Below are 15,156 nucleotides of genomic sequence, written 5' to 3' on the forward strand. Positions count from 1 at the left end.
TATTGCCTACGATGTGCCCGTTATGTGAATATCCATATCGGGCTTTTTTACGTCCAAAATTTAGCAAGGGATTGCTATGTGTGAACTAACCAACCAACAGGCCTATGATTACTATCAAGAGGCGACGATGCCAAGCGGTAAAGACTACTGGCTTAACTTCTTGCAAGATAGGGCGAATAGAGGTGTAGTCGGAGCGCAAGGTTTTGTAGATAAGATTGAGTTTTGTGAGATTAAGTAAGTGCCTATAGCTCAGTTGGAAGAGCAGAGAACTCATAATTCTTTGGTCGTAGGTTCAAATCCTGCCGTCTTCACTATGTTAAATAATCAGTTTGCCTTCCTTAAAGATCGGAGCGCTACCTTGACATGGTATAGGTCTATATTTTAACCAGTTTGCCTCCCTTGATTGGACGAGGCATTTTTTATATCTGCGGTGAGCCTTTAACTAGGGAGCAAGCACCCAAGCCAGAGCGGGCAGAGTGAAGTAACTAAGACTGGCAGTGAGACACACTGTCGCTAATCGTAGAGGTTTGTATGTAGTGAAGCACAGGTTTTGACATGCACCTAAATGCAAGCAACCACGTTAATCTCAAGCTTGGCAATATGATGCGGCTCATTCCCGCCCCAAGCTTACATAAACCCGTCCAGATGGCGGGTTTACTTTAATTCTTATGCAAACTGATTGCAGAGTCTCCAAGAATATTTAGCTATTTTCACCATAGCCAGTAGCAAAGTTATCGGTCGTGTGTGAATCCAATAGGAGTTCTTTTTTCATTTGGGTCGTGTTTTGGTACAGCTTGTAATAAAAAATTTAGCTGATTGCAATGCTGAATTAGACGTGTTGAACCACCAGTTTCCGTTGTCCCATGAAAGATGATGAGATTTGGTCTATTGAACTCAATAGAGCTCACATAAAAGGTTACTGAACTGCCAAATGATGCAGCTAGGATCATAACCTCCTGCTTATCGTCAAGATTAGACTCAAAATCTTTTACATGGCGAATAACAGAATCTTCAATCTGAATTACTGGATTATCTATTTTACGTTTTGCCTCAGACGCCTCTGCTTGGAACTTCATTAGGCGGGAGGTGTGGTCATTCATCGGGTCTAACTCCTTTCGGTAGTTTATAGTTGGCGAAGCAGCGTCTCGAGCCTTTGTTGTTACAGACGTTATGCTTTCTTGTATTCGGTCAGCGAGGTTTTTTGCTGATGTTTCCTTATCAGAATTAATATTCACTAGGTCTTTAATATCCATATCTATTTCCACTGAGAATGAGTCTGAAATATACCACAATGAATGTACGAGGCAAATGTGACAATTCTGAGGCCAATACCATCAGACGACATGCCATCGTTTCTAGCAGCACCTGAAATATATGAATGGCTAAAAGACACGATACTTAATTCCGATCATGAGTGGTTTAACCGTGACCATCAGCATCTACTTGATTATGAGTTTCATGAGATATCTTTTTTATGGGCCCAAGGCGAATACATCAAACAAGGCAAACAGATATTAGGGCAATGCGAAAAGGTCATGATGATGGCTGGTGGTTGGAAAAAGGCACGTCAAGAAATGTGGTTTGAAGACACATTGGGCGCGGTACCGGATTATTTAATTACTTTAGATGCTAATTATTGCCGTGATTGCACAGATGCTGAATTTGCTGCACTGGTTGAGCATGAGCTCTATCACATTGTGCATAAGGCAGATATGTTTGGTGACCCTGCATTTAGAGCAGATGGTAAGCCGGCGCTAGATATGACCAGCCATGATGTCGAAGAGTTCTTTGGAGTCGTCAGAAGATATGGCGGTGATGAAGCAGTTATTAAGATGGCTGAATTACAAGATTGTGAGCCGACTATAAGATACTAATTACTTTTACCTAACAATACGAGAGCGCATTTATGGCGACCCTTAATAATAAGGTTAAGGCCTTTATTGTACAAGGGCTTGCTACCTATATGACACCTTCAGAAGTAGCACAGGCTGTCAAAGAAGAATTCGATATTGTCGTAACCCGTCAGCAAGTCTCATTCTATGACCCAAGCAAGGCAGCCGGACTTACGCTATCCAAAAAATGGGCAGACCTATTCAAACAATTCCGTGATGACTTTAATACTGATATTCAGGCAATACCGATTGCTAATAAAGCTTATCGATTGAACATGCTTGACCGCATGGCACGTGATGCTGAGAAGTCAAAGAACAGGCCGTTGGCGGCAGCTCTAGCAGAACAGGCAGCCAAAGAGGTTGGTGAGGTTTATACCAATAAGCAGAAGGTCGATAACACATCTAGCGACGGCTCAATGGCTACCAAGCCGACAGTAATTAGACTGGTAGCACCAAAGGTAGATGAAAATGGGCGAGCTATTAAATGATGAGATTTACGCCGATGTAGTTATACCAGACAAACTTATACCAGTATTCGAATCTAAGTCACGCTACAAAGGCGCTTATGGCGGCCGTGGCAGTGGTAAGACACGCACATTCGCATTAATGACAGCCGTAGAGGGTTATCGACTAGCTGAAGCAGGCGCTAGCGGCATAATCCTATGCGGCCGTGAGTTCATGAACTCACTGAACGAGTCGTCATTAGAGGAAATCAAGCAGGCCATTAAGTCGGTTAGTTGGCTCAATGATTACTATGAGATTGGCGAGAAATACATTCGCACCAAGAATAGGCGTGTTGCTTACGCTTTTACTGGTCTGCGCCATAACCTAGACAGTATTAAAGGCAAGTCAAGAATATTACTCGCTTGGGTAGATGAGGCTGAGAACGTCAGTGAGGCTGCATGGCGTAAGCTACTGCCAACAGTACGTGAAGATGATTCAGAGGTTTGGATAACTTGGAACCCTGAAAACAAAGGTAGTGCGACTGACAAGCGATTCAGACAAGTTGAGCATGAATTCATCGTTGAGATGAATCATAACGATAATCCATTTTTTCCTGATGTGCTTGAGCAAGAGCGACTTAATGATCAAGAAAACCTTGATGATGCAACATACCGATGGATTTGGGAAGGTGCTTATCTTGAAGCGTCAGATGCCCAGATATTTAACGGTAAGTTTGTTGTCAGAGAGTTTGAAAGACACCCAACATGGAATGGACCGTACAATGGCTTAGACTTTGGCTTCTCTACAGATCCAACAGGTGCGACAAACTCATGGGAAAGTGACGGCATTCTTTATATCGAATATGAAGCATGTAAAGTTGGTCTTGAGATTGACGACACGCCAGATTATTTGAAAGACAACATACCAGGTATCGAGAAGTATGAGCTTATAGCGGATAACGCCCGTCCTGAATCAATTAGCTACCTGAAGCGTAACGGCATACCAAAAATTAAGGCATGCGTTAAAGGTAAAGGCAGTGTTGAGGATGGTATTGCTCACCTCAAAGGCTATAAGCAAATTGTCATACATCCTCGCTGCGTAAATACCGCCAAAGAATTTAGGCTATACAGTTATAAAACGGATCGGTTAAGTGGTGAGATATTGCCTGAGATTATAGATAAACATAACCATTTAATTGACTCATTAAGATACGCACATGAGCGCACTATGAAACGTGGTGCGAACACTAAACGACATAGAGCCACTGCTGGCAAACGGACGTATAGATGACAGATATGACTACAAAGCCGCGTTACCGTGTTACAGCAGGTAAGGCGCTAAGCCAAGAACAAGCGATTGATTTGCGCGGTAAGATATTTTACCGACACTTGATCCGCACTGACACTGACGAGATACTTAAAAAAGCGGGTATCAGTCGCTATGCGCTTAAGACATTGCTGACTGACCCGGACATTGACCAAGCGATTGACAGACGCGAAGAAGAGTTAAGCAATGCCGCTTATACGATCACGCCAAGTGAGGGCAGTGTTGCTGACTTTGTCTATGAGCAATTAGACCTGCATCTTGAGACGATACTACAAGGCTCGTCGCTGAGTAAGTGGTACGGCTATGATGTGATTGAAATGCTATGGGGTAAAGATAGCGGTGGGCGTAATGCAGTCATCTCGATGATGTCTAAACCTATCCAGTGGTTTGAGCCGTTACCTGCCGGCGAGCTGCAATGGTTTCCAAACGATGGTAGTGAGCCGATAATGATTAGTGATCAAGCTGATTTTTACTATCGCTATCTATATCAGCAGCATAAGCCGACGTATCTAAACCCTAAAGGCAAGTCATTATTAAGCCGTGTTTACTGGCTACATTACTTCAAAACCAACGCCTGGCGCTTTTGGTCTAAGTTTCTGGAGCGCTTCGGTTCGCCATTGCTTATCGGTAAGACTGATGCAACCAGTGATGATGACGCGCAGGACTTTGCCAATGCAATGCTTGCGGCTCACAACTCAGGTGTCGTGACTATCGGCATTGACGAGGATGTGAAAGCGGTAACAGCTGGCAGTAATGGCGAGGCGTTTGTTAGCTATGATTCAGTAGTTAAGCAAAGCATTACGACTTACTTGCTTGGTCAAACGCTTACCAGTGGCACAGATAAAGGCGGTACTTATGGCCAGGGTGTAGTGCACCAAGAGCAACAAGAGATTATCTTTAGCAGTGACCGTAAGCATGCGATTAAAGCCGTTCAGCGGTTTATCGATGTTATCTGTATAGCCAATGGTTTTGAAATCCCTGAATTTAAGTGGGTGGCCAAAAAATTCATTGATCAAGAGCAGTTAGACGCTGATAAAAAAGCGCATGAGATGGGTGTTCGTTTTACTAAGTCATACTTTGTTGATGAGCATGGCTATAACGAGCAGCATATCGCTCAAATGGATTATGGCGATGGCGCTATTAAGTTGCCGACGTCAGCACAAGCCAATCGTTACCCATCGCTAGCCAAACATAGCTGGGTTCCGTTTAAAGCTGCCGAGAGTGATGGTGAGTTTACCGATGAGCAAATGGAGCTTGAGAAAGTCGCAGATGATGCGCTTGAATTGAGCGTACAGCCGTTTGATGCTAATACTGTACTGTCAGCTATTGCAGACGCTACGGACATTGATAGCTTACGTGAGGCGCTATTTAATATGGTCGGTGATAGCTTGGCTGAGAGTGATTTTACACAGCTAGTTAATACCGCTATACAGGTCGCTGACGTGCATGGTTTTGCTGATGAATCGAGTGAGGTGTAATCATGCCAGCTACAGCAGCATTTGACGTAAAGTTTATCGAAGCCATAGCTTACGCGCTTAATCGTGAGGTTGTGCTACCAGATAATTACTATAACGTGATGACGCCGATACAGCGGCAGCAAGCGGTATCTATCGCAGGGTTAGGGCAGACTGAACAGATTAAGCACGTGATGGGCTTGGTTAACAATCAGCTTGACAGTGGCGGCACGTTTGCGGACTTTCAAAACGCAGTTAAAGCAGGTGATATTGACATCAACCTGCCAAGGCATCGGCTAGATAATATCTTTAGAACTAACATTCAAGGCGCTTATGGCCGTGGTCGATGGTATCAGCAGCAACAGAATAAAGATGAACGCCCTTATTTGATGCGTGACGGCATTAATGATATTCGACAGCGCCCAGCTCATAAAGTGCTAGATGGTGTAGTCAGACATATCGATGATCCATTTTGGGCGACACACTACGCACCATCGGGTTATCGTTGTCGCTGTATTATGCGCTCGCTTACCGAATCTCAAGCTCAAGCAAAAGGTATTACTGATGATGGTAATTTGCCAAGCGTGCCAAACGATAAAGGTTGGATCGGTGGCACGCCGGCTCAGTATACAGGCAACATGAATAAGCTAGTCAATGACAAGATAGCTGAACTCGCTATCACGTACTACAAGCAATCAGACGCAATCTTGGCAGCAAGACAGCGCATCGAAGCGGCTATTACAGTGATGTTGGCACAGCCGATACCTGAGTTAGCGACATTGATTGATGAAGCGCAAAAGCTGATTGAGGAGCAAAGTGAATGAAGATTATAGAGAGTCATGATTACATAAGTTGGTCAGTTGTTAGTTGCGACAAAGAGTTGTCCGATAAGTTCAGAAAAGCCTTGTCAAAACATCAGGCTCACAGTGTTAATTGCAGCGAAAACAGAAAGCAGTTTAATTTGAAAGAGTTATGGGAAAGTATATGCTCGCGTGATCTAGGTTACGAGCCAAGAGATGCTGCCATAGTTGCTAAGTTTATAGAAATGAATGCTAGCTACATAGATGTTAGTTTTGATAGCGATTGATATTGTAGTTGCTGCTTACACTAAGCGCAAAAAAGACAAACCATAGCCGCCTTAATTGAGCGGCTTTTTTATGGGTGACGATAAATGACTAATCTTGCAGTTATAGCTGGGCGTCTTGTGAATACCGAAAACTTACTGTTTGTTGATGTCACGCCAAATATCAATAACTCCTTTGATATCTCATTAGTAATGGTTGGCAATGTTATCAAAAAGGTTGGAGAGGTTGACGACCAAGGCAGCGCTATGGCCTACATGGAAGTATTGCATAACGAAATTAAAGGCAAACAAAAATGATTAACTTACAAGCAAAGATTAAGCGCGATATTGACAGTCATGCGCTCATGAGCTGCACAGAGCTTGAGAACCAGCTGGCAAGTATCGATTTTAAAGCGCTATCACGCTATGGCGATGATGATGTTAACGAGCCAGCCTATACTGTTGAAAATGGCGTAGCGACTATTGATGTTCGCGGTCTGCTAGTACCTGAGACATCAAGCGATTATCGCTCATGGGGTGTGACAGGTTATGCAAACTTAGCGGACTACATACAGCAAGCCAACGATGATTACGCAGTGACTAGCATTGTGCTAGACATTGATAGCGGCGGCGGTTATGTCGCAGGTCTTGACGGTATTACTGAGACTATCTACCAGTCCGCAAAACCGATTGAAACTTTTGTTAGCGGTGATGCTTATTCTGCGGCGTACTGGTTAGCAGCAAGCACGAGCAAGATTACAGCGTCTAAAAAATCAGGTATCGGCAGTATTGGTGTTTATGGTGATCATGCCGAAAAATCAAAGGCGCTAGAAGATGCGGGTATCAAAATAAAGCGCTTCCGATCAGGTAGATGGAAGGGCGCATTTAATTGGTTTACTCCATTATCTGCTGAAGAAGAAACACGCTTACAAGATGGTATCAATGAGTCAGCAAGCATCTTTTTTAATTATGTGGCAGCGCAGCGAAATATTGATGTGAAAACCATACAAGGCTGGGAAGGTGATGATTTTAGCGCCGCCAAAGCCAAAGAATTAGGTCTAATTGATGCGATTGCGGATAGCGTAGCAGTGTCAAGCAGTACCAAGCAGAGCAACAATAACCCCGAGGAGTACGATTTGAACGAACTTGAGAAAGCGCAAGCAGAGATTGCTGCGCTAAAGGCTGATAAAGTCAAAGACGAGCAAGCGATTGCTGATGCAAAAGCCGCCGCACTTGTAGCGCAAAACGCACTAGCGGCTTCGCAATCGGCAACCCGCCAAGCTGATATCGATAAGCTAGCTACTGATACTGGTCGCACGTTTACTGATGAGCAAGTAACAGCATTTAAGGCGATGGATGAGGCGCAGTTTGCTACTTCGGTTGTATTGGCTACACCAGTCGCACCGAAAGCGCCTGAACTGCCTGATGGCTTGGATAAAGCGCAAGCAACCAATGGCCGTGAAGGTGGCGAAAGTAAAATCATGGCAGCAGTAGCCGCCGCAAAAGCACAAGGAGCTAAATAATGAATTATAACTATACAACTGAGCAGCCGTTGGCGGTCGATGTTGCGCCTATCACTGATAGCGTCGTACCTACGACTGCTACCGCATACAGTCGCGGTGACTTACTGGTTATTACTGCTGGCACTAACGTAGCGACTCACAGTGATATCGCAACAGGCGCACAAGCGGATTGGCATGTTATCTGCTTGGCTGACGTAACTGCTGCGGAAGCAACTGCAAAAATTGCCGCTGGTGTTGAAATGCCTGTTTATGTAGCGGGTAAGTTTGATGTTGCAGAAGTCAAACTTAGTGGCGTGGCACTTACTGCGGCTCAAAAACTAGCGGCGCGTGCATACGCTAATCGCTCAACTAAAATCACGCTTAGCGTAGTTAAATAGGAATAAAATTTATGGCTACTTTTAATATCGAAGGCGCTGAAATTGAAACAGCATCGTTTGAAGAACTTGGTGCAGTTTACGACTTAAGCAAACCAGTCGATACTTTTTTCCGTGATCGTTATTTCAGCGATGAAGAGTATTTAAACAATGAAGACAAAGTGCCTGTAGGCGACATCAAAACCTACATCCCGTTGGCACCTGCTGTACTGCCAACGGCTCAAGGTCGTGTCATCAAAGATAAGGTTGAGTTGAATGTCAAATACATTCCAGCGCCTTACTTTAAGCCCGCTTGTGTTGTAGAGCCTAGCAGTAAAATTAAAGCGAAGATGCTCAAGCTTTTACAAACCATGCGTGTAATTGCTACTAATGCCGCTGGCGTGCCACCGACAATGCAAGATGAGTGGGAAATGGCAGCAGCGGTGTCCTACTGGACTATCCGAGAGTCATTGTCTGCTCGTATCGCTATCATGTGCCGAGATGCTTTGCTATACGGCAAGGTTATCGTGGAAGGTGACGATAATGCTGGCGTGACAGTTGATTACGGTCGTCATGCTGACTTGACATTTAGCCCGCTTATCGCATGGGACCAGACAGGCGCTACAATCTATCAAGATATACGCAAGATGGTGAAGAACTTAGTTTTGCATGGTAAGCGCCGCCCAGTCGATGCGTTAATGTCTAGTCGTGTTTTTGATGTAATGACTGACAATGCGGCATTTAATGACAAATTTACGGCATCAAAAGATAGTACTGCTACTCGTGTGTTTGATGCTGGCTTTGGTGGCGAAACTAAAGCGACCTTGCGCGGTACGCTGGATGGTATTGAATTTTGGACGTATGACGCTGATTTTGAGAAAGCGGATGGTACCAGCGAGCTTATGATTCCAGAAGATGGTTTTTGGTTGGTGTCTGAGCGTAGCAACAAGCTTTACTTCTGCATGATTAAGCATCGTAAAAACCCTGCTAAATTAGCGATGGAATTGATGCCCTACCATGTATTTAGTGATGACCCATCGGTCGATAAGTTTATTGCTGATTCAAGTCCATTGCCTGTGCCGATTAACAAAAACGGTGCTTGTGGCGGTACTGGCTTTATCACCATTTAATACCAACTAATTTTAATAGCCCCGTTTAATCGCGGGGTTATTTTTGGAGCAAATCATGACTAAGATTTATATTGCAAAAAATGCCATTGGTCAATTCAATACTGGCGAAGAAGTTGTTGGCTTGGTTGATGAAGACCGTATCAAGCATCTGCTGAGTATTGGTGCCATCGTTGAAAAAGATAGTGAAGAAGTTGCTGATGAAGTTGAAGAAGTTGGCGAAGTAGTCAAACTAGACAAACTTACTAAAGCCGAACTGATTGCTTTGCTTGAAGAAGAAGGTATCGAGTACAACGAATCAGATACTAAAGCCGAACTGATTGCACTATTTCCGAAGGAATAATTTATGTATGCGACTCATGACGATCTAATAAGCCGCTTTGGTGAGCTCGCCATAGCTGAGCTTGAGTCGATGCATATGGACGGCTTACTTGCAGTCACTAACGCGCTGAATGATGCATCAGAGAAGATGAATAGTTACTTATCGATACGCTATCAAACGCCGTTGAATAAGACTGAGCATTTAAAACTGGTCTGCGCTGATATTGCACGCTATTTGCTCTATATGAACGAGCCGACCGATGAGGTTGAATCGCGTTATAAAGAGGCGCTCAAATGGTTACAAGATGTGGGCGCTGGTAAAGCCAATGTCACCTTTGCTGAGCTGCTGAGTGCAGCTGAACAGCAAAGCACTTACGTTAAGCCTGCGGTGCCCATTGGTAGTAGCTATACCGGTCAAGTCTTTGGTGATGATGTATTCGCTAAGATGCCTAATGTGGGGTGACTAATGTGAGGTGACTATGTTTGATGCAGAGCTATCAGGCGGTGACGAGATAATCAGGCGGCTAGGCGATTTGCGTTTTGATAGTAAAAAGATGCAAAAATTTAGCCGGCTGGCAGGCGCTGAAATGGTCCATCAAACTGAGGAGCGCTTTTACAATCAGCATGACTTAGAGCGCTCGCCTTGGATTCCGTCACAGCGAGCGATTGCTGATCAAGGCAAAACCTTGCGCGATACCGGTCGATTGATGGCGTCATTAACTTATGTGGCGCTGCCTGATGGTGTTAAGTGGGGCACAAATGTGGTGTACGCTAAATCAATGCACTACGGCAGACCTGAACTTAATGTTGCTGGTAGACCGTACATGGGCATGAATGAAAACGACAGAGCATCAGTGCTTAATATTATCAATCGGATTATGGACGTGGACTTATGAATAATTATTTTGCAGTAGGTCTCGGACTAATCGAACACTTGAAAGCTAAGCAATCGGAATGGGGTGTTAAGACAGTTGCTACGGTTGCAAGTATTAGCAAGATTAACAAGAACATTACCCCAGCTATTTATGTGGTTAATACTGCTAACAATCCGGTTGATATTGCTAAGCACATTGATAGTCGCGATATGCAGCAATGGACAGTGATAGTTGCTGTTAGCGAGCAATCATCGCAGACAGACACGACAGCACTCATGCAAGCATCAGGAGAGCTAATCAGCAAGGTCATCAATCATGTGCAAGGTTTTGAGGTTGATGACTATCACGATCCATTACAGCGCACAAATACAAGTGGTAGACCGGAGTATGTCAGCACGTTTGCTCTATATCCGTTTACCTTTTCCACAAAATTCCAGCCTTAGAGGACATATAAAATGGCAGTTAACTCGAATCAATCCCACGCCTTCATCGGCAAGGGTAAAATCTTTATGACCCCAATTACCGGCGCCGTGCGTGGCAAGCCTTTTTGGGTTGGCGTTGCATCCGCCTTATCTTTTGCTCATTCAGTTGCAGACGAAAAAGAATTAATTGAGCATCACTCAGGCACCAACCAAGTTTGGGATATGTCAGACGGTACGAAAAAGACTACCGTGTCTTTGACTATTCAAGAGCGTCGTCTTGAAGCGATGCGCGCAGCACTACAAGCAACCACTGAAACAGTGGTCACCGGTTCGGTGGTAGCAGAACCACACGTTGTCGATGCAATCGGCGACTATGTTTTCTTGAAATATTCACAAGTTAGCGTTGTGACGGTGACGGATAGTACGGTTACTACCCCTGTCTCTTTAGTCGAAGGTACTGATTATAAGATTGACGCTGAGTACGGTCGTATTGAGATGCTGACCACTGGACATGCCAGCCCTCTTAACATTGGTTATAGCTATGGCGCTGCAACTGTCATGAAGCCAATGACTGATAGTGTTGATTTTTATGAGATACGTGTCGATGGTATGAATACGGTCGGTCAAAAAGATAAGCAGATCGTAACCGCTTATCGCGTCAAACTTAATCCGGCTGATGCTATTGACTTGATTAACGATGACTTTGCAGAAATGAAAGTCGAAGGCATAGCATTGTTTGATGAAGTACTTGGTGCAGCTTATGAGATCAAAACTATCTAAATTGGTCTGATTTAAGTTATGCAGTGTCACAACAAAAGCTCATCTTAATTGGTGGGCTTTTTTTATTTAATTAAGTGATTGCTTGGCGATTATTTAATTAAATAAAACTTATCTTATCTACAAATTAATAGGGTAGTCATATGAATACTATCACGATCAAAGAATATGACACGCTGCGCATAAGCGGTGAGTATCAAAGCAATGATGGCTCACCACTGAGTTTAGAGGGCTTAAATATACAGGCAACAATGCGCTCAATGAACAATCAGTACTCGCACATACTTGGCATTGAGATGTCAGATATCGCGCAAGGCAGGTTTGTGCTAACAAGTCCTGAGCAGCACTTTGTACCAACTCTGTATAAAGTCGATGTATCGTTTTTAGAGACAGCAACTGGCATTCGCGTGACTAATCATGAGACGTTTAACGTAAAAGTACTGCATAGCGTGACTGTGCCAAGCGGGGTAGTGCTATGAGTCTACTAGTCTTAACGAATAGCACTACGTCGATTAATATCAATCCTCCAGAGACGGTAGTGCTTAAGGTTGGGCTAACGCCGGCAGGTGCTAAAGGTGACCCGGGTGATGCTGGACCACCAGGTATTCAAGGCGACCCTGTGCCAATCACAACTATACTTGGGCAATCAACAACCGAAGCAGTATCACAAAAGCTTTTAACTGATGAGCTAAGTACCACGAACGGCAAAGTAACTACATTAGAAGGCGTTAGTGGCAAGTTCAAGAATGTGCTAGATAATGCTGTTATAAGCATATGGATAGGTACTCAAGCTGAGCTAGATGCGATAGCAGTGAAAGATGCTGCTGTAATGTATATGGTGAAAGCATGAATATTAATCATATCCAGATTGGCGCTACGAATATCGTTAAAGCCTACTTAGGTAATACCATTATCTATCAAAAAGTCATGGGTTTAGTTTCACTATTCTCAGCTAGTCAGCAGGGGTTTTGGTATGAACCTGCTGACATCACAACTCTATATCAAGATGCAGCAGGTACGGTAGCTACTACGCTGGCAGGCGACCCAATTGCATTAGTTAAAGATAAATCTGGTAATAACAATCATGCAGTGCAAACTGTAAGCACTAAACGTTCTGTTTACAACGTTAATCCATCACGTATCACACTGGATAAAGTGGATGATGAGTTTGTTGTCACTGTACCAACTGGTGGTTGGATAGGGACTATGGTTGTAGGAACTGCAATTGGAACAGCTTCTTATGAGGTAAATCTACCTGCTGGCAGTTTCTTGCTAGGGCAAAAAGACGCTAAGTTTGATAGAAATATAGTAGGTGTGGTGCTTAGAAATAGTTCGTTAACAGAAGTTGAAAAAACATCTACTAAAGATTATTTTATAGGTAAAGGTGCTGTAGATAGTTATGGGGCTGCTACTGATTTTGTTGAATTTTGGCGTAATTGTACTGAAATTACAGACTTCCCTTTAATTAATACAGTAAACGGTATTAACTTTAGCCTTACTTGGTTGAGCTGCAACAAACTTACCAGTTTCCCTTTGATTAATACATCAGGGGGTACTAATTTTTATGGTGCTTGGTCAGGTTGTTCTAGACTAACAAGCTTTCCTTTAATTAACACGATATCTGGTACTAGCTTTAGTTATGCTTGGCAAGATTGTAACGGTCTAACAAGCTTTCCATTAATCAATACATCAGCTGGTACTAACCTCAGTGGTGCATGGTATAGGTGCTTTGGGCTAACAAGCTTTCCTCAGATAGATACATCTTCAGGTACTAATTTCTATCAAGCTTGGTCAGGTTGTTCTAGACTAACAAGCTTCCCGTCTAATATGTTTGATAACGTAAAAGGCGGTGATTTTACTTACGCGTTTACCAGCACAGCTCTTACCCAAGTATCTATAGACAACATCTTAACATCGTTGGTAACATCAGGTATTGCAGCGGGTACAAGAAGATTTGACCAATCAGGTGGTTCAGCGCCATCAATAACAGGTACAACAGCAATTGATACATTACGTAGTCGTGGTTGGACAGTAACCGTAACAGGAGGTTATTAAGATGAAATTATCACAATACATAATTGAGCTACAAAAAATGCAGGCTGAACACGGTGACATAGAGGTGCTTTATGTTGATGATGTTGGGTGGGCAGATGAAAACTATAACTCACTTGAGGATGTACCTACAGTAACTTACTTTGAAAATCTAGAGAGAGATATGGGTAAGGAGTGCGCTAAAATGATTCATGACGAAAATAAACTACCCCCCAATCACGCATACACGCCTGCGTATATTATGCAAGGGTACTAAAGATGACGGAATATACGCACAGAATGACATTAGTAGTACCTGAGTTGCTGATGCCTCAAGCGAATCAACTCGCACTCATAGCAGGCGAGAGTCCTGATGACGTGAATACATTTACACAAGCTGACTGGCAAGATACATCAGGTAATCTATACGCTGTCTGTAGCACTGTAGTTAAGCCAATTGTACTTAGTTTACTGACTACACCCATTGCTGATAGTACGTTAACAGCAGAGGGTGCGGATGCTGTACTAGCTCAAGAGGCTATGGATAAATTGGTTGTTTATGCTGGAGGTGTATTGGCAGCAGTAGATAAAATCATTGTCGGGATAGATATTGACCCTGATGAGTTGTTTGGTGCGGTTGGTTTGAGTGCAGTGGAAATGATTGGCGTTTGATGATTATTTTATTTAACTAAGTCATTACGCGGTGATGGCTTACTCAAATAAAAAGGACTGATTATGCGTACTAATGCACAAACAAAGCTGACAAATACAGTGACCAATGCGGTTATCGTCTTATCGGATAGCCTTTACCCAGAGGGCGAACATGACTGGTCGCCAGTAGTATCTAGCACTAAGTATGCGCTAGACGGCACTATGATTGTCGAGCAGTCAGTAAGGCAGGCAGGCAAGCCGTACGTGATGCAAGCGCCTGATGGACATGGCGTACTATCACGAGCAACGGTTAATGCGCTCAAAGCTGAGCGTGACAAGCTGGGTTCGAACTTTTGGCTAGACTATCTAGCAGATGGAGCGGTTAAGCGCGTAAAGGTCATGTTTGACACCACAGGCGAAGCAATTAATGCAACGCCGATCAAGGGCAGTACAAGCCCGAAATTGACCGATTACTACAATGTAACGCTTAGATTTTTAGAGATACCAAGCGTGTAAATGCTATAATTGGTTATAATTTACAAAGAGTTATAGCTATGAGTAATTTAAGGTACGTAATAGGATATGAGTCTGATGGAGACTTAAAAACACTAACCGAAAATGACAGTATCCTGCTTGCTAAGCACTCAAACGGCAAGAGCAGTATTAACCCAGATATGCTTAAAATAATATACTTTGATAATAAAGAGTCAGCTATAAAAGAGGCGGCATCGTGGGGTCATGAGGTAAATGGGTATCAACTAATGATATATACTTGCGATGAAAACCCCCTTCATGCATCGATAGAAAAAGTGAAGGCTACGGGTGAATTTACAATAAAACCTTAAGCGCAAATAGCTAGACTAAAAACTTAATAGCGAGTTTGGAGGCGATGATGAG

Annotated in this window: 23 protein-coding genes; 22 read left to right on the forward strand and 1 reads right to left on the reverse strand. The window is 43.5% G+C overall.

What is annotated here, in order from left to right:
- Positions 1–76: 76 nt before the first annotated feature.
- Positions 77–238 (forward strand): hypothetical protein, encoded by a 162-nt coding sequence (locus PSYC_RS11660; RefSeq protein ID WP_187147114.1) that lies wholly within the window; start codon positions 77–79, stop codon positions 236–238.
- Positions 239–731: 493 nt separating this feature from the next.
- Here the strand turns inward: PSYC_RS11660 and PSYC_RS11235 are convergent, their stop codons facing one another.
- Positions 732–1,253: a DUF6173 family protein gene (locus PSYC_RS11235; protein ID WP_049750921.1), complete on the reverse strand. Its 522-nt coding sequence runs from the start codon at positions 1,251–1,253 to the stop codon at positions 732–734.
- Positions 1,254–1,310: 57 nt separating this feature from the next.
- On the opposite strand from PSYC_RS11235, the gene PSYC_RS05215 reads away from it, so the two are divergent.
- From PSYC_RS05215 to PSYC_RS05320, 21 genes are all read left to right on the forward strand, one after another.
- On the forward strand, positions 1,311–1,874 hold the full coding sequence (locus tag PSYC_RS05215) for a putative metallopeptidase (RefSeq protein WP_187147115.1): 564 nt from the start codon (positions 1,311–1,313) through the stop codon (positions 1,872–1,874).
- Between the two features lie 32 nt (positions 1,875–1,906).
- A complete protein-coding gene (locus PSYC_RS05220) occupies positions 1,907–2,380 on the forward strand; it encodes a DUF2280 domain-containing protein (protein ID WP_011280275.1) in 474 nt (157 codons plus the stop codon).
- Entirely contained in the window at positions 2,361–3,626 is a 1,266-nt protein-coding gene (locus PSYC_RS05225; protein WP_011280276.1) for a PBSX family phage terminase large subunit, read from the forward strand. Before PSYC_RS05220 ends, PSYC_RS05225 begins: the two co-directional genes overlap by 20 nt.
- A complete protein-coding gene (locus tag PSYC_RS05230; RefSeq protein WP_011280277.1) occupies positions 3,623–5,140 on the forward strand; it encodes a DUF935 domain-containing protein in 1,518 nt (505 codons plus the stop codon). The genes PSYC_RS05225 and PSYC_RS05230 overlap by 4 nt, the downstream gene beginning before the upstream one ends.
- Positions 5,141–5,142: 2 nt before the next feature.
- Positions 5,143–5,940, forward strand: coding sequence for a phage head morphogenesis protein (locus tag PSYC_RS05235; protein WP_011280278.1), 798 nt, complete (start codon positions 5,143–5,145; stop codon positions 5,938–5,940).
- Positions 5,941–6,287: 347 nt separating this feature from the next.
- Entirely contained in the window at positions 6,288–6,497 is a 210-nt protein-coding gene (locus tag PSYC_RS05245) for a hypothetical protein (protein ID WP_041757626.1), read from the forward strand.
- Complete coding sequence (locus PSYC_RS11240; RefSeq protein ID WP_011280279.1) at positions 6,494–7,702, forward strand: S49 family peptidase; 1,209 nt, start codon at positions 6,494–6,496, stop codon at positions 7,700–7,702. Before PSYC_RS05245 ends, PSYC_RS11240 begins: the two co-directional genes overlap by 4 nt.
- A complete protein-coding gene (locus PSYC_RS05255) occupies positions 7,702–8,079 on the forward strand; it encodes a hypothetical protein (protein WP_011280280.1) in 378 nt (125 codons plus the stop codon). Before PSYC_RS11240 ends, PSYC_RS05255 begins: the two co-directional genes overlap by 1 nt.
- A gap of 11 nt (positions 8,080–8,090) precedes the next feature.
- Positions 8,091–9,185, forward strand: coding sequence for a major capsid protein (locus tag PSYC_RS05260; RefSeq protein WP_011280281.1), 1,095 nt, complete (start codon positions 8,091–8,093; stop codon positions 9,183–9,185).
- 55 nt (positions 9,186–9,240) lie between these two features.
- The gene (locus PSYC_RS05265; protein ID WP_011280282.1) at positions 9,241–9,525 is read left to right on the forward strand and encodes a hypothetical protein; all 285 of its coding nucleotides are present in this window, start codon (positions 9,241–9,243) and stop codon (positions 9,523–9,525) included.
- Between the two features lie 3 nt (positions 9,526–9,528).
- Positions 9,529–9,966: a DUF1320 domain-containing protein gene (locus PSYC_RS05270; RefSeq protein WP_011280283.1), complete on the forward strand. Its 438-nt coding sequence runs from the start codon at positions 9,529–9,531 to the stop codon at positions 9,964–9,966.
- A gap of 16 nt (positions 9,967–9,982) precedes the next feature.
- Positions 9,983–10,399 (forward strand): phage virion morphogenesis protein, encoded by a 417-nt coding sequence (locus PSYC_RS05275; protein ID WP_011280284.1) that lies wholly within the window; start codon positions 9,983–9,985, stop codon positions 10,397–10,399.
- Positions 10,396–10,821, forward strand: coding sequence for a phage tail terminator protein (locus PSYC_RS05280; protein ID WP_011280285.1), 426 nt, complete (start codon positions 10,396–10,398; stop codon positions 10,819–10,821). Before PSYC_RS05275 ends, PSYC_RS05280 begins: the two co-directional genes overlap by 4 nt.
- A gap of 12 nt (positions 10,822–10,833) precedes the next feature.
- Positions 10,834–11,580 (forward strand): hypothetical protein, encoded by a 747-nt coding sequence (locus tag PSYC_RS05285; protein WP_011280286.1) that lies wholly within the window; start codon positions 10,834–10,836, stop codon positions 11,578–11,580.
- A gap of 140 nt (positions 11,581–11,720) precedes the next feature.
- Complete coding sequence (locus PSYC_RS05290; RefSeq protein ID WP_011280287.1) at positions 11,721–12,056, forward strand: hypothetical protein; 336 nt, start codon at positions 11,721–11,723, stop codon at positions 12,054–12,056.
- Positions 12,053–12,427, forward strand: coding sequence for a collagen-like triple helix repeat-containing protein (locus PSYC_RS05295; RefSeq protein WP_011280288.1), 375 nt, complete (start codon positions 12,053–12,055; stop codon positions 12,425–12,427). Before PSYC_RS05290 ends, PSYC_RS05295 begins: the two co-directional genes overlap by 4 nt.
- Positions 12,424–13,632, forward strand: coding sequence for a hypothetical protein (locus PSYC_RS11245; RefSeq protein ID WP_011280289.1), 1,209 nt, complete (start codon positions 12,424–12,426; stop codon positions 13,630–13,632). Before PSYC_RS05295 ends, PSYC_RS11245 begins: the two co-directional genes overlap by 4 nt.
- Position 13,633: 1 nt before the next feature.
- A complete protein-coding gene (locus PSYC_RS05305; RefSeq protein ID WP_011280290.1) occupies positions 13,634–13,885 on the forward strand; it encodes a hypothetical protein in 252 nt (83 codons plus the stop codon).
- Between the two features lie 23 nt (positions 13,886–13,908).
- Positions 13,909–14,280 carry a hypothetical protein gene (locus tag PSYC_RS05310; RefSeq protein WP_148201655.1) on the forward strand — a complete coding sequence of 124 codons (372 nt, stop codon included), beginning with the start codon at positions 13,909–13,911 and terminating at the stop codon, positions 14,278–14,280.
- A 63-nt stretch (positions 14,281–14,343) separates the two neighbouring features.
- On the forward strand, positions 14,344–14,775 hold the full coding sequence (locus PSYC_RS05315; RefSeq protein WP_011280292.1) for a hypothetical protein: 432 nt from the start codon (positions 14,344–14,346) through the stop codon (positions 14,773–14,775).
- Between the two features lie 38 nt (positions 14,776–14,813).
- The gene (locus tag PSYC_RS05320; protein ID WP_041757628.1) at positions 14,814–15,104 is read left to right on the forward strand and encodes a hypothetical protein; all 291 of its coding nucleotides are present in this window, start codon (positions 14,814–14,816) and stop codon (positions 15,102–15,104) included.
- Positions 15,105–15,156 lie beyond the last annotated feature (52 nt).

Origin of the sequence: Psychrobacter arcticus 273-4 (assembly GCF_000012305.1) — a bacterium.
Lineage (GTDB): Bacteria > Pseudomonadota > Gammaproteobacteria > Pseudomonadales > Moraxellaceae > Psychrobacter > Psychrobacter arcticus.